Consider the following 23,642-nt stretch of genomic DNA (forward strand, 5'->3'; position numbering starts at 1 on the left):
TGATGGTTTGGTTGTAAATTGGAAGGAACTATGAGTAGTAAAGGAAAGATCAAGCTTCCTACAGTGACACTGGTTGCCATGACCAGCGTGGACATATATGAGACCTTAAAGGCTATGGAATATAGCATGAGGGGAATTGAGTTTGGCGATGCCGTCATCATAACTCACAAGAGACCTCTCTTTTTACCAAAGGGGATCAGATACAGTCACACAGACAAGCTTGATAACATCGACAAATTTAATTATAAAATGACCTACGAGCTGGGAGACCACATTAAGACTGATTATGCGCTGGTGGTGCATGCAGACGGCTTCGTAATTCATCCGGAGAAGTGGAACAATGACTTTTTCCACTATGATTACATCGGATCTCCATGGCCTCTGCCTAAGAACGACTATGCCTACAGGGATAGTAAGGGCAACATCTGCAGAGTTGGTAACTCAGTATCCTTAAGATCCAAGCGTCTTATGGAATTTCCTAAGAAGTATGATCTTAAGTGGGAGAAGGTCTATGACGGTTTTTACAACGAGGATATTTTCATCTGCTGTCATTGTAAGAACCTGATGGAGGAAAAGGGCCTTAAATGGGCGCCTTTTGAGCTGGCTCTCCAGTTTGGTAGAGAACATCCACTGCCTGAGAACAAGGGCGTAGAGCCCTTCGTATTCCACAAGTGGTGGGGTGAGAATGCGGATTATCCAAGATTTTACAGTCCTAAAAAGAGATTCAAAAGAGCTGTCAGACCGCTTCTGTTCTGGAGAAGAACAGCCAAGTGGAAAAAGGAGCATAACGTAGAATGATCTTTACGGTAGTAATTCCTGTGTATAATGCGGTTAATTACATAGAGAACCTCGTGGAAAACCTGGTTGGAATTTCTGACGCATGTGGAAAACATCCTGAAGTTAAGACTCTTCTCATTGAGAATGGTTCCGACGATGGAAGCTATGAGCTCTGCGATAAGCTTGCAGAGAAGTATGCTGAGGTTTCCTGCGCTCATTTCGGTAAGATCGGAGCTTTTAGAGCAAGACGCGAGGGAATGAAGCGTGTTAAGGGTGATTACGCATTTTTTCTGGATGCGGATGATGGGGTAAGTCCTGATCTGGTAAAAGAGGTTCAGGCTATCATTGATGCCTGCGCTGGCGAGAGTCTTGCAGATAAAGAAGTTAGCTCTCTTACCGGTACCCTCAAGAACAAGCTTCCTGACATTATTCAGTACAACGCAGCGGATTACAATAACAGAGATAAAAAGATGTTTGCCTACCCATTTGAAGCTGGCAAGCTCTACAGCGGCGAAGATAAAAAGCTCTTTTACCAGGTTATGTGTGAAGGGGATTCTATCAATGCCCTTTGGAATAAATGTATAAGTGTGAGCCTTATTAAGAAAGCCCTGGAGGATGAGAGCCTTAACGGCCTGTCCATAAGTCACGGGGAGGATCTGCTTCAGACAGCACAGCTCCTGGATCTGGCTGACAGCGTTGTTTATCTTGATAAGATTCTTTATTACTACAGAGTTAATCCTAATGGCCTTACAGCGGGATTCCATGCGGATCTATTGGATGAGCAGATCGTGGCCTGGGACAGATTTGATGGTTATGTGGATAAGTGGTTTCCGGAAGGGGCAGCTTTGGTAAAAGAAAGAAAGTCTCTTACCTGCTCCATTGCCATCAGGAACCTGATCTACTCTGGAATAGGATATGCCCAGAAAAAGGTCATATTAAAGGATATTCTTGATTCTGACTTCTATGGCAAGTACGGAAAGGGTAAGCTCCCTTCCTGGGCTCCGGAAGCAGATGTGTTTGTACATGATTTAGAGCTTGAAGATAAGCCCTATAATAAGCTTCTTGCTTCAGCAAGGAAAAATGACTTTAAGTCGAAAATAAAACATTTAATTCAGGCATAAGAATGAGGGCATATACTATAAATGGATGTAATATTGAATATCCTCCATCAGAATATGCTTCAACAAGAGCGCTTAACTATGCGGTTGCCAATTATGATAGTAATGTAGGTGAAGAGAATCTACTTGTTTTTAACTTTGAGGAATATGGAGAATGCTATGCTGGGGCAATGGTTGAGGGTTTTGGGGAGTTTGGAGATATAGTACAGGTGACGTTGGACGATGGGACAACTTTCAATATGATTATCCTTGATACAAAGTCGACGGAACATACTGAAAAGGAACTTAAAAAGAATGATCAGTGCCAAAATCAATGGGGGCACGGATACTATTACCCAGATTCTGAAACGGTTCAAATGTGTGTATGCGAGTTTGTTGCAGCTGGTAGTTCACAGAGGGGAAGTGCGGTTAATTATGAAAATGGCGAATTCCTTCTTCAGAGGTCTGCAATTAGCGCTGTTATAATTGGGCATGTAAATATTGAAACATAAAGTGGGATTATATAGTATGAAAAAAAGAATAATACTATTATTATCAATACTAATAGTTACAGGGTGTGAAGGAAATAGTGATGATTATCTTCGTAAAGTAGAAAGTACTGAAAGCTCATCAACTATGAGTTATAATTATGAGTCTGAAAATTCAGATGACGCTTCTAGTTTGGTTGAATCATCGACGAATTCGTCAACAAATCTGTCTTGTGATGAGAATAATCAGATGACCGCTGATGAGTTATTTGAGGCTTTTTGTAATGGCGAAATACTAGCTCATTCTTTACCGAATGAAAAGGGTGAAACATATACTATAGATGCAAATTGGTATGATTTTAGCTGGAGTGGTGATGCGACTCAGAATGTTAAAATACTAGAACCTGAGGATGTTGATAATGATGGGGAGCTAGAATACATCATTTATAACCAGGTTTATGGATGCATGTTTTTTGACTGTAAAGATGGGGAAGTAGTGATGTTCGCAGAAGGAGAAGGGACAGCAGCGTTTTGTACGTATACTTCGTATCAGAATAATTATTTGGATTATGCATAGTGATACTATGCATAGTGGTAGATGTGTATATCATCTAGATAAGTATGATGGAAACTTGAGCGTTGTTGATTCATTTTGGTTTGGATACTCTGAAGATGATAATGGAATAAAGACCTACTACTATAATGGGGAAGAAACAAGTGAAGAAATATACAACAAATTACATGATTCTGTTTTAGAGGAAGAAGTTCCATAATTGTATTATTGAGGAATAGCAATGGTTTACGACCTGATACCGTTTTTTAATGAAGTTGATATTTTAAAGCTAAGGCTCAATATCCTTAGCCCATATGTGGATAAGTTCATCATTGAAGAGGCCACCATGACCTTTTCTGGTGAGCCTAAGGAGCTGTGCTTTGAAAAGCACAAGGACCTGTTTAAGGATTACCTTGATAAGATCATTTACATTGTAGTTGAGGATACACCTAAGGTTGCCAAGACCCATGAAAGAGACTACTTCCAGAAGAATAGACTGGAGAAGGGCCTTGATATGGTGGGAGCCACAGAGGATGACGTGCTGATATTTGGCGACGTGGATGAGATTCCTAACACAGATGTACTTCAGAATATAATTAATAGCTTTGATAAGACTAAGGTTTATCACCTGGCACAGCGTAACTTCTACGCCTTCTTTAACATGGAGGAGAAGTCCGGAAAGCTCCTTTCCATAACTGGAGACTTCCCGGAGATCAGGGAAGAGGACAGGAAGTGGCTTGGAACCAAGGTTACCAGCAGGCTCAATATCCCTAAGGAGGGAATTGTAAGACTCCGCGACCTGGTGCCACCTACTGACCCTAAGTCAGTTCGTGTTGCTGACGGTGGCTGGCATTTTGGCTATATGGGAGGTCTTCATGAGACCAATCCTGTTAACAGAATCGGCGTTAAGGTTAAAGCCGCAGCCCATCAGGAGTACAACGACAGAGAAATCCTTGCTGAGACCATGGACAGACTTATTCTTGGTCAGGACATTTTTGGAAGAGACGCCCGTTTTGAGAGGGTTGAGATAGATTCCACCTATCCTAAATACCTGGTGGATCACATTGATGAATACAGCTATCTTGTTATGCCTAAGATCACACCGCTTTCAAGATGCTGGCACAAGCTTGATATTACAGCCGGCAGATTCTGCCGCAAGGCTTATCACAAAATTGTAAGGACACTGAGACGTAAATGAGAATGACACCAGAACGCAGAATCCGAATTTCAAACGCGCTTTTTTATATGGCCCTTGCTATAGAAGTTGTTCTCATGATTGTTGAGAAGAGCGAGCTGTACTTTGGCCTTGAGAGCTATGTCTTCAGGGCAACCTTTCTTATCACTTTGGTGGCAGTTCTTTTTAAGCCCCATACCAAGAAGGAATGGGCTATCATGGTTGCAGTGTGGGTATTTACCTTTATCTGCTACCGCATAACAGGAAGGAACGAGCTTCTTAGATTCGCCACATTCCTGTTTGCCGCAAGAGACATTAACCTGACAAGAACCATGAAGACCATGTTCTACACATGCCTTGCTGGATTTGGCATCATAGCTCTTTTGTCTATAACAGGAATCTATGGACCTATCAGCTATGTTACGGATTACGGAAGAGACTGGGGCGAGGAGCTGCGATACGTCTTTGGCTTTGGACACCCTAACACCCTGTACGGCGCCGTTTACACCCTTACCCTTTTATGGATCTGGGCCTATGGTAAAAGAGCTAAGATAGGAGAGTACATAATCGCGCTGGTAATCAACCTTGCTATCTGCCACGTGGCTGCCACAAGGACAGGCTACGTCATCAGCGGCTTTACTATTATTGTTGCCATCATGGCAAGATACATTCCTAAGATTTCAGAAAAGAAATGGCCATACATTCTGACTGTAGTTGTTACTCCAATTGCCTGCGTTGCATTCTCCATCTGGAGCGCCTGTGTAGGCCACATTCCTTATTATCTTAATGATAAGGACTGGTATCAGTATGTGTGGAAGATCAATTCTCTTTTAAATGACAGAATTGAGAACCTTTATAGAGCTAACAACAGACATGCAGGAGCTATCGTGTCCTGGAAGCTGTTCTCAGACAGGCTCAGCGAAGAGTACTTCGATATGGGATGGGTCAGGATCTTTTACTGGTACGGAATTATTCCAGCGATCCTGGTTATAATTCTGGTTGTGGTGTTCATCTACATCTGCTACCGCAAGAAGGATATCTGGACACTGGTTCTTATCCTGTCCATGTCGGTGTATACTGTAATTGAGGCGACTTTTGTTTCAAGGTACCTTGGAAGGAATCTCCTTATTCCTGTTCTGGGCGTATACTTTGGATGGCTGATAAATACTAAGAAAACGGCGAAAGCTGACTAATAATAGACGTGACTAAATTTGAAAGGAACAACCATGTCACAGAAAGCTAAGAAAACTCTATTCTACATAATTACAGCGGTGACCTTTGTGTCAGTGCTCATATATGAATTCTTAACTCCTATGATGTCCGATGACATCGTATATTACGATGCTGTCAAAGAAGCCAACAACTTCTTTGATCTGTTTGTTCAGGAGTATCACCACTACATCGACCACTCCGGAAGAAGCGTTGCTCATATTATTATGAGAATCTTTTACTTCATCGATGTTAAGGCAGTGTTCAACATAGTTGCAGCTGCTATGTTTACTCTTTTATCCCATCTTATCTATGCTAACGTGGCTGAGAAGGAGCAGTATGATTCAAGAATCTATGCTCTGATTGTGCTTATGCTTTGGCTCTTTGATCCAGCCATCAGTAACACAGTATTCTGGGAGACCGGTGCCTGCAATTATCTTTTCACAACTACCATCATCATGGGATTTGTGACATTGTTCAGAAAGCTTGTTAGAGAAGGAAAAGAGTGTAATCCGGGACTCCTTATTGGAATGGGCCTCTACGGCGTTGTGGCTGGCTGGTGCAATGAGAACACATCCGGCGCAGTTATCCTTTTTGTATTGATCGAACTCTACGTTAATCGCAAGAAGATCAAACCTTACATGGTATCTTCCCTTATCGGAAGTATGATCGGCTTCGTAACTATGTGCCTTGCTCCAGGTAATTTCGGAAGACTTGGCGTTACAGAGGAGGAGCACACAGGCCTTATGGCTATGGTAGCCAGATTCCTTAAGATCACGCTTAATATCAAAAACGGCTACTTCGTGTTAGTGTGCGTATTTATCGCACTTCTCATTATCATCAGATACATGGACAGAGGCGTTAGGAAGTACACCACCTTTGTTTCAGATATGGCTTTATTTGGCCTTTTATTCGTGGCAACCTGCTATGCACTTATCATGGTGCCTTCATCAGAGCTTCGCTCCTACTATGGCGCCAGCATTTTCCTTATGACAGGTGTTGCCCAGGGCGTAGCCAAGATTCTTACAAGTAAAAAGAGCTATGCAAGATGCGTAGTGACTGTGGTAGTAGCTCTTTTAACTGTTTACCTTGGATTTACATACATCGAGCAGGGTGCTAATCTTGCCAGAATTAAAAGAGAATTCAATGAAAGGGACGCTTACCTTCAGCAGAAGGCTGATGAGGGTGAGGTTGATGTATTTGCGCCAAAGCTTCGTCCTCAGTGGGAAACCAGGTTCAGTGCAGCCTATGAGTCAGATATTGAGGAGGATTGGCACTACTGGATCAATCGTTTCTATTCAGAGCATTATGGACTGGACACTGTTTCCGGTGTTGAGCGTGAGGAGTGGACAGAGTACTAATGGCAGATAAAGAGAGAATTGTCAGCATAATAATTCCCGTGTATCAGGTTAAGGAGACACTTCGTGCATGCGTAGAGTCCTGCGTGGATCAGGCTGATGTGAAGCGGGATGAGATAGAGATCATCCTGGTGGATGATGGCTCCACAGATGGCAGCAGTGAGCTTTGCGATGAGATTGCTTCCCAGTATGGAGAGGACCTTGTGAAGGTACGACACACCAAGAATTTTGGAGTGTCCCATGCCAGGAACATCGGTATTGAGATGGCTACAGCAAGGTTTATTGCCTTTGTGGATTCAGATGACCTTGTTACCAAGAGCTTTGTAGACAACTGCACCAAGTATGCAGATGAGAGCACGGTTCTTATAGATGAGACCCATAGCTTCCAGGGGACACAGAAGATAAGCGGATTTCAGTACATTGAGAATTCTACCCTCAATAGAAACACCCACGTGTGGGGAAAGCTCTTTTGCCGAAAGACGATTGTGGATAACCACATCACCTTCAGGGAGGGGGTTGCCATTGGCGAGGATCTGCTGTTCATGATAGATTTCGCCCTTACTCAGGAGAGGAACCACACCATCAGATGCATTGCTGATGGGGATTATGTATATACAGAAAATGAACAGAGTGCCATGAACAGGGCCTTTAAGGAGAGCTACATGGATCAGCTGATCTGCTGGAGAGATGCTGAGGATAAGCTTAAGGCTCATGCTACTGAGTTGTCACCCTATGCATTTGTCAGCATTGCGGTTTCCCAGATCCTGACAGCCCTTCTGGTGGCAGGTAAGATCGCAGTGGCAATTAAGGCAGATGCAATAGATAAGACGCTGGTGCCTGTTTATATGCAGAAGGTTAAGGAACAGATTGATCACGCTCTTGAGACAAGGGGAGCCTTTGCAGCTCTTTCTTCAGGACATAAGATAAAGGTCATGATATTCAGGATTAGTCCTAACCTGTACCTTAAGTTATATGGGGATTACAAGGCGTAAGAAAAAGTTTTGGAGATCTGTGGGATGGAGAACAACATGGATTTAAACAGAATCATAATTTTATATATGCACGCTGGTTCTGGTAACCACGGCTGCGAGGCTATTGCCAACAGCACCATTAAGATGATTGCCAGAAAGCGAAGAGAACAGGGAATTTCTGAGAACATCCCTGTGATTCTTGTGACCAACAGCGTTTCAGAGGATAAGAAGTACTCCCTTGGGGAGCTTCAGAAAAAGGGACTTTGCTATATCGTTGAGGACAGACATATAGACAGAGACCTGATTCCGCATATTGTTTATTACGCATGGCGCATGGTTTCTGGAGATAAGGAGTCCTTCCAGAGATACAAGTACAAGGATGCCTTTAAGCTTTACAATAAGCTTCTTAAGGACGAGGGCTGGGGAGAGCACATTAAGTCACAGAGCCCGCCACTTGCTGTATCCATCGGAGGCGACAACTACTGCTATCCTGAAATGATTGAGGACCTTATCCTTGCCCACAACGTATTTAAGAAAAAGGGCTTTGAAACAGTGCTCTGGGGCTGCTCAATTGAGCCAGATTCCCTTAAGGACGCTAATCTCCTTCAGGACCTTGCTTCCTACGACAAGATTTATGCAAGGGAATCTATCACCTACAATGCCCTGTTAGAAGCAGGTCTTTCTGCAGATAAGCTTGTGATGCGAAAGGACCCGGCCTTTGAGCTTGAGACCAGCAAGGTTCCAACTCTTAACGGCTTCATTCCGGGAAGGACAGTGGGTATTAACCTAAGTCCTATGGTAATTGCCAAGGAGAAGACCGAAGGAATCACAATTCAGAACTATGTGAACTTCATTAACTATATCCTTGATAATACTGACGAGAACGTGGCTCTTATCCCGCATGTGGTCTGGGCTAACAACGATGACAGAAGAACTCTTCGAAGCCTCTACGATGAATTTGCAGGTACGAAAAGAGTTATAATGATAGAGGATGCACCCTGCGAGGAGCTTAAGGGATATATTTCCCAGTGCAGCTTCTTTGTGGGAGCAAGAACTCACAGCACCATCGCTGCCTACAGTAGCGGCGTTCCAACCCTTGTAATTGGCTATTCAGTTAAGAGCAGGGGAATTGCGACAGATCTTTTTGGAACCATAGAGAACTATGTGCTTCCTGTTCAGGACCTGTCAGAGCCTGATTCACTGGTAAAGGCGTACAAGTGGATCATGGAGCACAAGTAATTGGCGAGAAATATAATAACTAGAATTTATGTCCAGAAATGGGCAGGGGGAAGAGTATGATAATAATCCAAATCGCTGGGGGACTTGGAAATCAGATGCAGCAGTATGCTCTGTACAGAAAGCTTTTATCGCTTGGCAAAGATGTAAAGCTTGATCTTTCCTGGTTTTCTAAAGATATCCAGAAAAATATGCTGGCGCCTCGAAGCTTTGAGCTGCCTTTATTTGTGAACCTTCCATATGAGGAGGCCACCAAGGAGGAGATAGATCATTTCCTTAAAAGGGGCGTAGTATCCAGATTCGTAGGCAAAGTGTTTAGGAAGCTCCATATCTGGGCTTCTGAGAATCCCAAGGTTTTTGTTGAGACTAAGATGTATCATCCTGAGATCTTCGATATGGATGACATGTACATCACGGGCTATTTTGCGTGTCAGAAATACTACGGGGACATCATGAATGAGTTAAAAGAGCTATTTTCTTTTCCACCACATTCTGATCCGGACCTGGAGACCCGCAACAAGACCATCATCACTAAGATGGAGTCAGCGCCTTCAGTCAGTGTTCACATTAGAAGAGGAGATTACCTTAGCCCTGAGAATGTGGAGATCCTTGGCAACATCGCAACCAAGGAGTACTACGACAGTGCCATGAATTACTTCTTGGAAAAAGATCCAAATACTCATTTCTATATTTTTACCAGCGACCACGAATTTGCTTATGAGAATTACGGCGATGAGTCAAGATATACAATAGTTGACTGGAATACTGGCAAAGACAGCCTTCAGGACCTTAGGCTCATGAGCCACTGCAAGGGCAACATCTGCGCCAATTCCACCTTCAGCTTCTGGGGAGCAAGACTTAACAAGCGCCCTGACATGGAAGTTGTAAGGACAGCAACAATGAGAAATAACCAGAAGTGCGACCCTGACATCATGCATGATTACTGGAAGGGATGGCTTCTTGTGGATAACAAGGGACAATTTGTTTAATGGGAAGAGTTAAATCGGCAAAAAGAAATATCATTTTCGGATATATTGGGCAGCTTTCAACGGCGCTGATGTCCTTTGTTATGCGTAAGATCTTTATTCTGTATTTTACGGAGAACCTTCTTGGCGTCAACAGCCTTTATACCAATATCCTGGCCGTTCTTAACATGGCAGAGCTGGGAATTGGAACAGCCCTGAACTTCAGCCTCTATGGCCCAGTTGCCAGAGGTGAGAAGGAGAAAATCAAGTCCTACATGCAGCTCTATCGCAAGGCCTACCATATCATTGCGGTAGTTGTGGCGGTTATAGGTCTTGCCCTTATCCCATTCCTTGGATTTTTCACCAAGGGCGCCACAGAGATTCCTATGAGAGACAGGACTCTCTACTACCTGATCTTCTTATTTAACACAGTTACCAGCTATCTGGTGGCTTACAAGTACAGCCTTGTTTATGCTGAGCAAAAGAACTATATCCAGACCAACATCATTACTGTAACCAAGATAATCACTATCTTCCTGCAGATTATAGTTCTTGTAACAACTAAGAATTTCTACGCATTCCTTCTGACAGAGGCCGTTGCCCTACTGATCCAGAAGATATTTGCATCTTACTACCTGGACAAGCTCTATCCATTCCTTAAGGAAAAAGATATTACGCCTCTGTCCAAGGATGAGAGCGATCAGGTTTGGACTAAGACCAAGGCTCTTGTGTTCCATAAGGTGGGAGATGTAGCAAGACTTCAGACTGATGCCCTTATTATTTCAAGTATCATCAAGGTTGCCATGACAGGTATTGTGGATAACTACAACATGGTCATCAGCTCAGTATCTAATTTCGTTAATATCATTTTCAATTCAGTTATATCAAGCTTTGGTAACCTTATTGCTACAGAAAGTAAGCAGAAGCAGTACGAGATGTTCAGAGTCTACAGATTCTTTGCATCCTGGATCTATGGATTCTCCTGCGTGGGCTTCATGGTTCTTTTAACACCACTTATCAGACTCTGGCTGGGAGATTACTGGGTGCTTACTCCAGTGGCTGTATATCTGATTCTTACTGATTATTACTTTAAGGGCGACAGAATCGTTCTTAGTAACTATAAGACCGCAGCAGGCGTGTTTGAGCAGGATAAGTATCTGGCGCTGATCCAGGGCTTTGTAAATCTTGTTATCTCAATTGGCCTGGCCCTTACACCACTTGGAATTATCGGTGTTTACATTGGAACTGTAGTGTCTGGCCTTATTGCCAACATTACTAAGCCTATCATTTTATACAGGACCTGTTTTGATAAGAGCGCAGCCAGCTACTTTATAGACTCAGCCAAGTACCTGGTGTCTTTGGTGGCAGTTCTTTTAACCTGCAACTTCATTGCATCATTTGTGCTGGCAGAGCTGTCAATCGGCGGATTTGCACTGATGGTGGTTATCATCACCGTACTGTTTAATGGTGTATATCTTTTACTATATGGAAGGTCACCAGAGTTTAAGTACATCTGGAGCAAGGTTTCAGCAAGGTTTAACTAAGGTTTTTGCTATGGAAAGGGGGCTCATATGAATAATAATCAGGCATCTGTTTCTGCACAGTATCAGCTTATTGTTGATGAGACAATCAGACAGCTGGATAGCATCATGCGGGTTCCATTTAAAGAAAGAGCTAAGGACCTGGTCAAGAAGATGATGGGAAGGTCAGTAAGGACCAAGGATCCCATGTTCTGGCACGCCGGAATGCTCATGCTGGGCCTTGTGACAGCCCTTGGAAAGTCCGGAGACTTTCAGCACAGAGATAAGATACTTCGCAGCCTTTCTGTCCATTTTGACCTTTGGCAAAAGAACTATGACGGAAAGATAGATTTCGTGGACGATGCGGTGGCTGGCTACTGCTTCGTTAAGCTCTATGAAGAGACCAAGGAGATTAAGTATAAGGAAGCTGCTGATAAGGTTTACGCCTTCATAGTAAATGCCAAGACTGATGAAGAAGGATCTGTGATCTATAATCCTTCCAGAAATAGCGCCAATATCTTTGCAGACGGCATCGGTCAGGTGACCATGTTCCTGGGAGCCTACGCCAGGATGATGGTAAGAGAATCAGACGATGACATCAGGATATGTACTGATATTATAGAGAATCTTCTTATTAACTATTATAAGAATGCCTTTGATGAAAAGAGTGGCCTTCATTACCATGGCTATGTGGCTAATGGCCACGTAAGGAAGGGACTTCTTGGTTGGGGAAGAGCAGAAGGATGGATGATCATGGGACTTAGCCAGGTTGCCATTCTTTTCAACAAATATCCTAACCTTGTTAACATAAAGAATTCCTCGGATTACATTGAGATGTATAAAGATCTGTCTGTGACCCTTCTGGATTATCAGAGAGAGGATGGTGGATTTAGCTGGCAGATTCAGGGGACTGACGGCCATCTGGACACCTCTGCAACCGGTATGATCGGTTTTTCCATAGCAGCGGGATATAAAGAAAAACTTTTTGATGATGGACACAAAAAATTCACAAAAAGTTTTATCAGCGAGAGACTTAAAAAAGTTTCCGCAAATATATATGTAAACTCTAGCGAAGGACGGGTTTTAAATGCCCTAAGTTCCTGCGATGATTTTGGGGTTCACTACCAGAATTATGGTAACTATCCCTGGGGGCAGGGGGCTGGATTGTGCTGTATTGCTTTGCTGCAGTGATGTGTGTTAGTGAAATGCCCCTTGATATAGTAATTACAAGGACTTATTGACTTTCAAAGGGGTTATGGTTTACAATGTGTTAATGAAAATTTTATAAAGATAAATTCAATTGTGAGTTTGATTTTAACCGTTTACATATAGTTGCATTTCTTAAGAACAAAGGCGTTCCTACTTGCAAGTCATGTTGGAACGCTATTTTTATAAACAAGGAATGCATCACTATAAACCGCTAAAGTGGAACGGTTATAAATAGGTAATTGATCATGGGTATTTTACATAATCCATACAAGGATGATTACGATCACAGGCCTGATGTTGATAAGAAAGGCAGATTTAAGGATACCTTCTTTTATAAAGGTAATCTGTATATCCTTCCTTTCGATGAGGACGAGAAGAAAAAGACTCATCTTCCCTGTTTACTGTTTGGCTTATTGATGATCGTATCTATAATTCTTCAGGGCCTTATCAATCAGACTTCTTCTAGAACAATTTGGATCGTCTTGCCTTATATGATTCAGTTTTTACCAGCACTTATTTACATAGTTGGTACTGTAGAGTACATGGGGGCTACACCTCGAATGACAAGGCAGCAATACGATAAGGGAATTTCGAGAATGAGATTTTGCGCGATTTCGTTAATTGTTATTGCAATTTGTAGTATTTTATGCGACATTGTATACATGAGTACTAGAGCGGGCGAATACGAATTGAAGTTAGAAGTTATGTACCTTGTATGTCATTTAGCTACTATAGCGATATGTCTTTTATTTGGAAGATATTACAACAAGAAGTTCTCTAATATAGAGATTCAGAAATAATAGTTTTTTTCTTATTATGTTGTCAGCCGCCAATGGCGGACAAAATAGAGGGCGGATGCCTTAGAATGGAGGAATGTTATGAAGAAAGTAAACAAGCTTCTGGCACTTGGATTAGCCGGAACAATGGTGCTTGGTTGCGTAGCATGCGGTCCTAAGACTGATAATGCAGGCAATGGCTCAAGCGAGCAGGCACAGGCAACAGACGGAACATCAACAGATGGACAGGCTGGAGGATCAGGAGAGGATAAGACTCTTGTTATTGCTCAGGATGATTTCTCAGAGAAGTTCAGCCAGTTCTTCCACTCAGCAGTACCTGATATGAACGTAGCTGCTGTTACATCAGTATCACTTCTTGGCAATGACCGTGCAGGTGAGATCATCTACAACGGTATCGAGGGTGAGACTAAGAACTGGAATGGCACAGATTACACATACTATGGATTATCAGATTGTACAGTTACTGAGAACGAAGATGGAACTGTAGATTATGATTTCAAGCTTAGAGAGGATGTATATTTCTCAGACGGCGTTCAGCTTACAGCTGATGACGTAATCTTCTCTTACTACGTATTCTGCGATCCTTCATACGATGGATCAAGCTCAACATACGCACTTCCAATCGTTGGTATGGAAGAGTACAGAAGCGGATCAGATACACTCTTCAACCTTCTTTGCAAGGCTGGAGCAGACAACACAGACTTCACTAACTTCACAGAAGAAGAGCAGAAGAAGTTCTTCGAGACAGATCTTCCAGCAGCTGGTGCTCAGTTCGCTCAGTCAATCGCTGACTACTGCACAGCTAAGGGATACGCAGCAGATGATGCTAACGTAGCAGCTAACGATATCGCAAACGGTATGGCTAACTGGGGATTTGCTTCAGTTAATGAAGACGGATCTATCACAACAGCAGCAACAGAGACAACATTCACAATGCAGGGCAGCGATGTTCCTACAGCAGATGATTTCTGGAACGAGATTCTTGCAGCTTATGATGGAGACATCATCACAGCTACTACTAAGGAAGCAGCTGAGAGCGGAATCCTTGATTTCCTTCCTGAGGAGTACAGAAACGCAGTTGAGACTGGTTCTTCTGCAGACCACATCGAGGGTATCCAGAAGGTTAACGATTTCGAAGTTAAGATTACTCTTTCAGAAGTAGATGCAACAGCTATTTACCAGCTTGGTATCAGCGTACAGCCTATGCACTACTATGGTGATGAGTCACTTTACGATTATGATAATAACAAGTTCGGATTTGAGAAGGGTGACCTTTCATCAGTTCGTGCTAAGACAACACAGCCACTTGGTGCTGGTCCTTACAAGTTCGTTAAGTATGAGAACAAGACAGTTTACTTCGAAGCTAACGAGAACTACTACAAGGGAGCTCCTAAGATCAAATACCTTCAGTACAAGGTAACATCACAGGCTGATAAGGAGCCAGGTGTTGTTCAGGGTACAGTAGATATTTCTGATCCTTCAGCTTCAAAGGCTATCCTTGAGCAGATCGCTGGTGAGAACTCTAACAAGGAACTTGAAGGTGACGTTCTTACAACAGTTCTTACAGACTACAGAGGATATGGTTATATCGGTATGAACGCTAACAACGTATGTGTTGGTGGCGACCGTGGTTCAGACGAGTCTAAGGCTCTTAGAAAAGCTATTGCAACAGTTATTTCTGTATACCGTGACGTAACAATTGATTCTTACTACGGCGATGCAGCTTCAGTTATTAACTATCCTATTTCCAACACATCATGGGCAGCTCCTCAGGCTTCAGATCCTGATTACAAGGTAGCTTTCTCAACAGATGTTGATGGAAATGATATTTATACAGACTCTATGTCAGAGGATGAGAAGTATGCAGCAGCTCTTGAGGCAGCTCTTGGTTACTTCGAGGCAGCTGGTTACACAGTAACAGATGGCAAGCTTACAGCAGCTCCTTCAGGCGCTAAGCTTTCATACGAAGTTATGATCGGTGGCGGCGGATCAGGTGATCACCCATCATTCGGTATCCTTACAGCAGCATCAGAGGCACTTGGTTCAATCGGATTCGAGCTCAAGATCAACGACCTTTCAGATACATCAATCCTTTGGTCAGCTCTTGAGGCAGGAACAGCAGAGATGTGGTGCGCAGCATGGTCAACAACAATCGATCCTGATATGTTCCAGATTTATCACTCAGAAGGTGGTAGCGCTGGTCACTACGCAATCAAGGAGCCTGAACTTGATGAGCTCGTTATGGAAGCTAGAAAGGTTACAGACCAGGCAGTACGTAAGGCTCTTTACAAGGAAGCTCTTGACTATGTAGTTGATTATGCAGTTGAGATCCCTGTATATCAGAGACAGGATTGCACTATCTACAGCTCACAGCGTGTAAATGTTGAGTCTATCACTCCTGATCAGACAACATACTATGGATACATGGATGAGATTGAAAAGCTTGAGATGAACTAAGATTTTTGTTAAATTAGAATAGTTCTAATTTAATGTGGGAAGAGGAAGTCACATTCCTCTTCCTAATTGTGTGTTATAAAGACACTTTTTGTTATCAACGTGATAAAGCGATGATGACATATCAGCAATAATTAGGTAAGGAGTAATTAGTAACATGAAGAAATTTATTATCAAAAGACTGCTGATTTCGGTAGTACTACTATTCTTTGTATCGCTGATAATATATACAATCATGCGATGCATGCCAACATCATACGTTGAACAGCAGGCTATGGCTTTGGCAACCAGACCTGGATCCAAGTCATATTCAGAGTGGGTTGCTCAGCTTAATGCTCAGTATGGTCTTGACTCTGGTGTAGTCCAGGGATATTTTAAGTGGGCATCAAGAGCTATAAGGCTTGATTTTGGTGATTCCTGGTATTGGAACCAGCCAGTTCTTGCCAAGTTCTCAAGTGTTATCTGGTATTCATTTACACTTGGCCTTGTAACATTTATCTTACAGATTATCATTGCAATCCCAGCAGGTATTGCAGCTGCAAGGAAGCAGTATTCAATGACAGACTATACTGTAACTGTTATAGCCCTCATTGGTATTTCACTTCCAAGCTTTTTCTTTGCAACAATTCTTAAGTATGTATTTTCTGTAAAGCTCGGCTGGCTTGATCTTTACGGAATTGTTGGACGTGATTTCCAGAATCTTTCAAGCTTTGGCAAGATTCTTGATATGGCTAAGCACCTTATTCTTCCAACACTTACACTTACAGTTGTCAGTGTCGGTGGACTTATGCGTTACACACGTACTAACATGCTTGAAGTACTTAATTCAGATTACATCCGTACAGCAAGAGCTAAGGGACTTTCTGAGAAGAAGGTTATTAATCACCATGCTTTCAGAAACACACTTATCCCTATCGTAACTCTTCTTGGTGGATCCCTTCCTGGACTTTTCTCAGGTGCTATGATCACTGAGACACTTTTCCAGATCCCAGGTATCGGATATACATCATACCAGTGCGTAATTCAGGGAGATATTCCTTTTGTTATGTTCTACATGGTATTCCTTGCAGTTCTTATTCTGCTTGGTAACCTCATTGCTGATATTTTATATGCCGTTGTTGACCCAAGAGTCAGAGTAAACTAAGGAAAGGAGGCGGATGCAATGTCAAAAGAAATTAAGAACACTAATGAAGTAACAGAAAATAAGAATGAAATGCATCTCGATGATGCAAACAGAGTCCGTGTCCTCTCTCCAGGAATGATGGTCCTTAAGAGATTCCTTAGAAACAGACTCGCTATCGTTGGTATCGTTATTATAGTATCCATGTTCCTTTTCTCATTTGTAGGCGGAATGCTTTGCCCTTATTCACAGAGCCAGGTATTCTACACAACTGAGGAGATCAGAAAGGATTATGCTGGAGCTACTAAGATTGATCAGTTTCAGTTCCAGATTGCAGATGGAGCACAGCTTCCATCAGATATTTACTCTAAGATCCTTATTGCTACAAGCACAGGCAAGACTACATTCGAAAGTAGAGAGGGTGCTTTATATGGTCTTGATAAGCTTGGTGAGAATGTATATGTAGTTTATTCACTTGAGGAGGCTAAGCTTCTCCTTAAGAAGAACGCAGCTTACCAGGAAGCCCTTGAAGCTGGCAGAAACAGCTTTGAGTCAGATGGTACACTTTATTTTGCAGATGCTGATGAGAATGCTTATACAGCTACAGAGGTTGCTGTTGCCAGCATGAGCTCCTTTACAGGATATGCAGCAGATGCTAAGTTCAGCTATGAATTCTATAAGAATGCTCTTGCTGCTGTTGCAGGTGGCGAGAAGAGCTTTGAAGCAGATGGCACAAACTACACTGTTGATGGAGATGTTATTTCCCTTGACGGTTCAGAGTATGCTCTTTTACTTGACCTTAACTTCAACGCTGCTAACTCAGGCGTATATCTTAGCCCTGCATACAAGGCTGCAGCTATTGAAGCATTTGAGAGTGGCGCTAAGTCATTTACATTTGCTGATGATAATGGAACAGATGTAGAGTACGAGATCGAGAATAAGAACGGTCAGTACATCATCAAGAAGTTCCAGGAGACACGAGTTATTGATACATACGCTTCACCTTCAAAGGCTCACTGGGTTGGTACAGATGCCAACGGTATGGACCTTCTTGCAAGACTTATGTATGGTGGACGTATTTCACTTCTTATCGGTTTTGTTGTTATCTTTATCGAAGTATTTATTGGTATGGTAATCGGTGGTATCGCTGGTTTCTTTGGAGGACATGTTGATAACCTTCTTATGAGACTTGTTGACGTAGTTTACTGCGTACCTTCAATGCCACTTTATCTTATACTTGGTTCTATCATGGACTTCTATCAGGCATCAGCTACAGCACGTATCTATCTTCTTTGCGTAGTTATGGCTGTTATCGGATGGGTAGGAATTGCCAGAATCGTAAGAGGACAGATCCTTTCCCTTCGTGAGCAGGAATTCATGGTAGCAGCAGAGGCAACTGGAATCAGTACTTACAGACGTATCTTTAAGCACCTTATTCCTAACGTAATTCCTCAGCTTATCGTATTTGCTTCTATGGGTCTTGGTGATGTTATCCTTGCAGAGGCAACACTTAGCTTCCTTGGTCTTGGTATCAAGTATCCAGCAGCTTCATGGGGAAGTATTATTAACGCAGTTAACGATTCATATGTCATGACAAACTACTTGTTTGTATGGCTTCCAGCAGGATTGTTTATTCTCCTTACAGTTCTTGCCTTCAACTTTATCGGTGATGGACTTAGAGATGCATTCGATCCTAAGATGAAGAGATAATAAGGAGATAGGAAATGGCTAAGAATTCAAATTATATCTCTGCCAGGGAGTCTCGTAAGATTTCCAGAGAGAATAGAAAGATAACCTCAGCAATTGAGAAAAAGAGAAATAGAAAGCATATTCCAGAGAGCGAGTATGTAACAAAGATGAAGAACAGTGAGAACTGCGTTGAGTTCGACAATGTTCACACATATTTCTTTACAGATATCGGAACAGTTAAGTCAGTTGACGGTGTTTCTTTTGACGTTCCACAGGGTAAGACTGTTGGTATCGTTGGTGAGTCAGGCTGTGGTAAGTCAGTTACCAGCCTTTCACTGATGCAGCTTGTACAGCGTCCTTCAGGTCAGACTGTAGAAGGTGAGATCAGATTCAACAATGGAGATAACGCTATTAACGTAGTTAATGCTCCAGCAAGCGTTATGCAGAAGCTTCGTGGTAATCAGATGTCTATGATCTTCCAGGAGCCTATGACAACACTTAACCCTGTATTCAGAATTGGTGATCAGATTGATGAGGTTATTGCACTTCACAATCCACATATGTCACAGGAAGATGTTAAGGCTAGAACAATTGAGATGCTTCAGATGGTTGGTATTGCCAACAAAGAGGGTGTTTACAAAATGTATCCTCATGAGCTCTCAGGTGGTATGAGACAGCGTATCGTTATTGCTATGGCTCTTGCCTGCGATCCTAAGCTTATCATTGCCGATGAGCCTACAACAGCTCTGGATGTTACAATCCAGGCTCAGATCCTTGACCTTCTTAGAAGTCTTAAGGATAAGATCAACAGTTCAATCATGCTTATCACACACGACCTTGGTGTTGTTGCTGAGATGGCTGATTATGTGGTAGTTATGTACGCTGGCCGTGTAGTTGAGAAAGGTACAGCTAGAGAGATTTTCAAGGATCCTAGACATCCTTATACAATTGGACTTATGAAGTCTAAGCCAGTAGTTGGTCAGCACGTTGACGAGCTCTATAGCATTCCTGGTAGCGTTCCTAACCCAATTGATATGCCTAACTATTGCTATTTCAAGGATCGTTGCGAGATGTGCACAGGTAAGTGTAACGGAGCATATCCAGGAGTTTACAAGGTTTCACCTACACACGAGGTGAGCTGCTATAGATGTGAGGAAGGAGGTGCTAACTAATGAGCATGGAGAATCAGAATGTCAATGAAGAAGTAAAGGCAACAGAGACTGTAGCAACTTCAGCAGTTAATGATCCTAACGCTGATAACATTCTCGAGGTTAGACATCTTAAGAAGTACTTCCCAATCAAGGGTGGTTTCTTCGGTGGAGTAACAGGTAATGTTAAGGCTGTAGACGACGTAACATTTTCAATTAAGCGTGGTACTACAATGGGACTTGTTGGTGAGTCAGGTTGTGGTAAGTCTACTACAGGTCGTACAATCCTTCGTCTTCTTGATAAGACAGAGGGTGACATCATCTTTAACGGTGAGGACATCAGCACATTTGATAAGGACAAGCTCCGTGAGCTTCGTACCAAGATGCAGATTATCTTCCAGGATCCATATTCATCTCTTTCACCAAGACTTCCTATCGGTGAGATCATTGGTGAGGCTGTAAGAGAGCATGGTATCGTATCTAAGGAAGAGTATGATGACTATATCTCAGAAGTTATGAAGGAGTGTGGTCTTCAGGAGTACCATAAGGACAGATATCCTCATGAGTTCTCTGGTGGACAGCGTCAGAGAATCTGTATCGCAAGAGCACTTGCTCTTAAGCCTGATTTCGTAGTATGTGATGAGCCTGTATCAGCTCTTGACGTATCTATCCAGGCTCAGATCATTAACCTTTTAAGAAAACTTCAGAAGGACAGAAATCTTACATATTTGTTCATTTCACACGATCTTTCTGTTGTAGAACATATTTCAGATACAATCGGTGTTATGTACCTTGGAAGCTTAGTTGAGACAGGTAATACAGAGGATATCTTTGCAGAGCCTCTTCACCCTTATACAAAGGCTCTTTTCTCAGCTATTCCAATGCCTGACCCAGACATTAAGAAGGAGCGTATCCTCCTTCAGGGCGATATTCCTTCACCAGCTAACCCACCTAAGGGCTGTAAGTTCCACACAAGATGCAGCCAGTGCATGGGCATCTGTAAGGAGAAGGCTCCTACACCAAAGGATATGGGCAACGGACATGTAGTTGCTTGTCACCTTTACGACGAGAAGTAATTCATGTAAATAAACAAGTGGCAGTCAGTTTACTGGCTGCCACTTTTATTGACTCTTAATTTCCGATTTTGTCTCTTCGCTCTGGAAGGATGTTGTTGACGCTACACTTCATGATCTTGCCGTTCTCAAGGTAGAGGAGGTAGGCTTCTTCATTGTTACCGCCGGCGTTGTGGTTCTCAAAAATGGCTGTTGGAGACAGTGCCTCCATATCAGCGAAGAAGACGTCAGTATTAGCGATTTCTCCTGTATGAACTTCTGTATCACCACAGTCGAAGTAGTCGCGGTAGATTACGAGTTTATCGTCTTCTTTTTTCACGCAGTAATATGTATTCCAAGATGAAGAGCCTTCATTACTGATGTAGGCTACGAAGTTGTCCATGTTGATCTCTTTTGGAATTGAGAGGTTATCCTTGGCGGAATCCTCCAGCTCTTTATTCATGTAATATACGGTCTGCTGGTCTGAGTAGAAGGTATATTCAATTCCATAGGTCTCAGGATCCACGCGATAAGTTGGCCTTGTTACTGCATTTACTGGATTCGGTACCTTTTTCCCCGGTGCAAATATGCGTGGAAGTATAACCAGCGCGAAAACTATTATTGTCAGAATGATTACCATTATTGTTTTTTTCTTGTTCTTTTTCATATGAGAAATCTCCTTCACGTCCCTTATACTATATATACAATTGCGATGACTGATTTGTTGCAAAATGGATAGAAACAATATGTTATTGCATTCTTTTTCCGCCGATGCTAAAATCCTTAAGGCATATTTTTAAGAATTCGTTTCAAAGCGAATTTAATGATTTGGTTTTATGTGTTTTGAAAGGTTATTAGTTTTATGTTGTTTTTAGTAATACTTGGCCTGTTTATATGGCTTGGAGTAGAGATATTTCGTTACTTCAAGATTAAGGCCAATGCTTTTAGTAAAGATGAAGTGATTAAGGCTGCTGATGAGCAGGCCAGAAAGCTTGAATATAGAGATCCTGTTATTACCTGTGATTACTGTGGAGCCAAGATAGATACCAGGAAGCATAAGGTTTGTCCGCAGTGTGGAGGCCCTTACGATAAGGATGAGGAATGGGTATCCAGGCATATTGCTGAGGATAAGTTCATCAACAAGAATACTGAGAAGGTCATTGCTGATCGTGAGAAAAAGGCTCAAAAAGAGAGTAAGGAAATCCTTAAGAAGATTAAGAAGCTTATCATAGCTCTTTCTGTAATCCTGGGTGGACTTTTTACTCTTGGTGTTGTTGGACTAGTGATGACCACGAAGCCAGATTACAGGAAGTCAGAGGATCCATACGAGGATTCATATTATACGTTTACAGATGCCGACTACGAGGCAGTTGATGGCGGCGTGATCTTTGATAATGAGCAGATAACTGTCTCAATAACGGGCTTTTACCTGAGTGATTATACTTACGAGTATAGCGATGGAATTGTAAGGGGCGACGTTAGAGTTGGAATAAGAGTTCAGAACAAATATAACGGTGATATTGATCTGCGCCTTTATTGCAATTCTATGAATGGTATGGCCACTGAGACCTCTAAGCTGTCCTTATATGATACCTTCAAGAAGGGCTGCGATGTAACTATATACGAGACAATTTACCGTGTGCCTAATCAGAAGGTTTCTGAGCTTGTATTTAGCCAGTTTAAGGTTTATACCAAAGATTATCATGACTGCATCGATCTGGCTGATCCAATAACCATCAAGACCACATGTGAGCAAACTGATACCGTAGACTTTAGTGACAAGACACTACTCTTTTCTAATGACAAAGTTGATATGTATATGCGCATAGATGAAGGCGCATATGAGAAGGGCCCTGTACTCTATGTTGTTAACAAGACAGATAAAGGCTTTTTCCTGACTACAAGCGAATTCAATATTGAGGGCAAAACAGTTCATTTATATGGCTTTAGAGACGAATATTTGCCAGCTGGTTATACATTTGAATCGGGTATTCTCACAAGCTACGATGAGGCATACACCACAAGAACTAACGACACCAGTGTTAAGGTCAATATTTCTTTTGCCTGCAAAGAGGACCCTACCTATGATTTCTCTTCCGGATATGTGGAAGTGAATCAGGCTATGTATTAAGCATTATAAAGCGCTATAACCCGCATGTTCAGCATGTCTTACTGTAATAGTAAGGCATGCTTTCTTTTTGTAAAAAGAGCTATCAAATCCATTGCACAGAAAGTAGTAATGTGTTATATTATATGTAGTAATGAAAACTACATCACATGTAGTGGATAACCATTAGATAATTAATATACGTAATAACATACATTGGCGAAATGAAATGTCGGGGAGGAATGACTATGACAGCAAAAGAACTTAAGAAATACTTCAAAGATCACTTGGTACCATCCAAGTTATACAAGATTGGCGGACATCACAAGAACAGAATCTGCCTTGATAAGACAGAAAGTGGCTGGACAGTTTTCTTCCAGGACAACAAGGATAAGGTTGGCGTTATGAACTTCGTCGATGAGGCTTCAGCCTGCAACAGAATGAAGGACGAGCTCAGAAAGCTTATGGAGCAGCTATATGGAGTAACATGGGCACCAGCTCACTGATTTAGAGATATGAGCTAAAAGAGATAGCTCTTTTAACAGAATAATTAAGATATAATGCTCTCTACCGGAATTCCGGTAGGGAGTTTTTATTTCTCAAATATCATTAGATTTAAGTGCCAGAACATCGTAGCGTGATACTTTTCTGGTTTAGGAAATTATTATTTTATATTTAAGTTAGATTAAGGTTATGGACTTAGAATGGCAACATCGAC

At 42.2% G+C, this 23,642-nt stretch carries 22 protein-coding genes; 21 read left to right on the forward strand and 1 reads right to left on the reverse strand.

Annotated elements, in window-relative coordinates; all coding sequences use genetic code 11:
• The first annotated feature begins 30 nt into the window (after window positions 1–30).
• The 19 genes from T541_RS18360 (at window position 31) to T541_RS0100820 (ending at window position 20,841) form a co-directional block, all read left to right on the forward strand.
• Window positions 31–798 (forward strand): DUF5672 family protein, encoded by a 768-nt coding sequence (locus tag T541_RS18360; protein WP_242840730.1) that lies wholly within the window; start codon window positions 31–33, stop codon window positions 796–798.
• Entirely contained in the window at window positions 795–1,898 is a 1,104-nt protein-coding gene (locus T541_RS0100735; RefSeq protein ID WP_026650906.1) for a glycosyltransferase family 2 protein, read from the forward strand. Before T541_RS18360 ends, T541_RS0100735 begins: the two co-directional genes overlap by 4 nt.
• 2 nt (window positions 1,899–1,900) lie before the next feature.
• Window positions 1,901–2,386, forward strand: coding sequence for a hypothetical protein (locus T541_RS0100740; protein WP_026650907.1), 486 nt, complete (start codon window positions 1,901–1,903; stop codon window positions 2,384–2,386).
• Between the two features lie 16 nt (window positions 2,387–2,402).
• Window positions 2,403–2,939 (forward strand): hypothetical protein, encoded by a 537-nt coding sequence (locus tag T541_RS21290; protein WP_155839435.1) that lies wholly within the window; start codon window positions 2,403–2,405, stop codon window positions 2,937–2,939.
• Window positions 2,940–2,994: 55 nt separating this feature from the next.
• Window positions 2,995–3,135 (forward strand): hypothetical protein, encoded by a 141-nt coding sequence (locus tag T541_RS0100750; RefSeq protein WP_155839436.1) that lies wholly within the window; start codon window positions 2,995–2,997, stop codon window positions 3,133–3,135.
• A gap of 21 nt (window positions 3,136–3,156) precedes the next feature.
• Window positions 3,157–4,113, forward strand: coding sequence for a glycosyl transferase GT17 family protein (locus T541_RS0100755; protein WP_026650910.1), 957 nt, complete (start codon window positions 3,157–3,159; stop codon window positions 4,111–4,113).
• Complete coding sequence (locus T541_RS0100760) at window positions 4,110–5,282, forward strand: hypothetical protein (protein WP_026650911.1); 1,173 nt, start codon at window positions 4,110–4,112, stop codon at window positions 5,280–5,282. Before T541_RS0100755 ends, T541_RS0100760 begins: the two co-directional genes overlap by 4 nt.
• 33 nt (window positions 5,283–5,315) lie before the next feature.
• The gene (locus tag T541_RS0100765) at window positions 5,316–6,659 is read left to right on the forward strand and encodes a DUF3329 domain-containing protein (RefSeq protein WP_026650912.1); all 1,344 of its coding nucleotides are present in this window, start codon (window positions 5,316–5,318) and stop codon (window positions 6,657–6,659) included.
• Window positions 6,659–7,648: a glycosyltransferase family 2 protein gene (locus T541_RS0100770; RefSeq protein ID WP_026650913.1), complete on the forward strand. Its 990-nt coding sequence runs from the start codon at window positions 6,659–6,661 to the stop codon at window positions 7,646–7,648. Before T541_RS0100765 ends, T541_RS0100770 begins: the two co-directional genes overlap by 1 nt.
• Before the next feature lie 36 nt (window positions 7,649–7,684).
• Complete coding sequence (locus tag T541_RS18365) at window positions 7,685–8,866, forward strand: polysaccharide pyruvyl transferase family protein (protein WP_034465604.1); 1,182 nt, start codon at window positions 7,685–7,687, stop codon at window positions 8,864–8,866.
• Between the two features lie 56 nt (window positions 8,867–8,922).
• Window positions 8,923–9,852, forward strand: a complete 930-nt coding sequence (locus tag T541_RS0100780) for an alpha-1,2-fucosyltransferase (RefSeq protein ID WP_026650914.1) — start codon at window positions 8,923–8,925, stop codon at window positions 9,850–9,852.
• Window positions 9,852–11,372: a lipopolysaccharide biosynthesis protein gene (locus T541_RS0100785; RefSeq protein WP_026650915.1), complete on the forward strand. Its 1,521-nt coding sequence runs from the start codon at window positions 9,852–9,854 to the stop codon at window positions 11,370–11,372. Before T541_RS0100780 ends, T541_RS0100785 begins: the two co-directional genes overlap by 1 nt.
• A gap of 27 nt (window positions 11,373–11,399) precedes the next feature.
• Window positions 11,400–12,539, forward strand: a complete 1,140-nt coding sequence (locus tag T541_RS0100790; RefSeq protein ID WP_026650916.1) for a glycoside hydrolase family 88 protein — start codon at window positions 11,400–11,402, stop codon at window positions 12,537–12,539.
• Between the two features lie 263 nt (window positions 12,540–12,802).
• Window positions 12,803–13,357 carry a hypothetical protein gene (locus tag T541_RS0100795; protein ID WP_026650917.1) on the forward strand — a complete coding sequence of 185 codons (555 nt, stop codon included), beginning with the start codon at window positions 12,803–12,805 and terminating at the stop codon, window positions 13,355–13,357.
• Window positions 13,358–13,435: 78 nt separating this feature from the next.
• On the forward strand, window positions 13,436–15,811 hold the full coding sequence (locus T541_RS0100800) for an ABC transporter substrate-binding protein (protein ID WP_026650918.1): 2,376 nt from the start codon (window positions 13,436–13,438) through the stop codon (window positions 15,809–15,811).
• Window positions 15,812–15,965: 154 nt separating this feature from the next.
• Window positions 15,966–16,952, forward strand: a complete 987-nt coding sequence (locus tag T541_RS0100805) for an ABC transporter permease (protein WP_026650919.1) — start codon at window positions 15,966–15,968, stop codon at window positions 16,950–16,952.
• A gap of 18 nt (window positions 16,953–16,970) precedes the next feature.
• Window positions 16,971–18,638 carry an ABC transporter permease gene (locus T541_RS20390; protein WP_026650920.1) on the forward strand — a complete coding sequence of 556 codons (1,668 nt, stop codon included), beginning with the start codon at window positions 16,971–16,973 and terminating at the stop codon, window positions 18,636–18,638.
• 14 nt (window positions 18,639–18,652) lie between these two features.
• Window positions 18,653–19,789 carry an ABC transporter ATP-binding protein gene (locus T541_RS0100815; RefSeq protein WP_026650921.1) on the forward strand — a complete coding sequence of 379 codons (1,137 nt, stop codon included), beginning with the start codon at window positions 18,653–18,655 and terminating at the stop codon, window positions 19,787–19,789.
• Window positions 19,789–20,841: an ABC transporter ATP-binding protein gene (locus T541_RS0100820; protein ID WP_330375702.1), complete on the forward strand. Its 1,053-nt coding sequence runs from the start codon at window positions 19,789–19,791 to the stop codon at window positions 20,839–20,841. The genes T541_RS0100815 and T541_RS0100820 overlap by 1 nt, the downstream gene beginning before the upstream one ends.
• Before the next feature lie 55 nt (window positions 20,842–20,896).
• On the opposite strand, the gene T541_RS0100825 is transcribed toward T541_RS0100820, so the two are convergent.
• Window positions 20,897–21,484 carry a hypothetical protein gene (locus T541_RS0100825; RefSeq protein WP_026650923.1) on the reverse strand — a complete coding sequence of 196 codons (588 nt, stop codon included), beginning with the start codon at window positions 21,482–21,484 and terminating at the stop codon, window positions 20,897–20,899.
• 195 nt (window positions 21,485–21,679) lie between these two features.
• Between T541_RS0100825 and T541_RS0100830 the strand changes: the two genes are divergently transcribed.
• Window positions 21,680–22,948, forward strand: coding sequence for a hypothetical protein (locus T541_RS0100830; RefSeq protein ID WP_026650924.1), 1,269 nt, complete (start codon window positions 21,680–21,682; stop codon window positions 22,946–22,948).
• Window positions 22,949–23,172: 224 nt separating this feature from the next.
• Window positions 23,173–23,430 (forward strand): hypothetical protein, encoded by a 258-nt coding sequence (locus T541_RS18370; RefSeq protein WP_034465501.1) that lies wholly within the window; start codon window positions 23,173–23,175, stop codon window positions 23,428–23,430.
• The last annotated feature ends 212 nt before the right edge of the window (window positions 23,431–23,642 follow it).

Source organism: Butyrivibrio proteoclasticus P6B7, assembly GCF_000622085.1.
GTDB classification, from domain to species: domain Bacteria; phylum Bacillota; class Clostridia; order Lachnospirales; family Lachnospiraceae; genus Butyrivibrio; species Butyrivibrio proteoclasticus_A.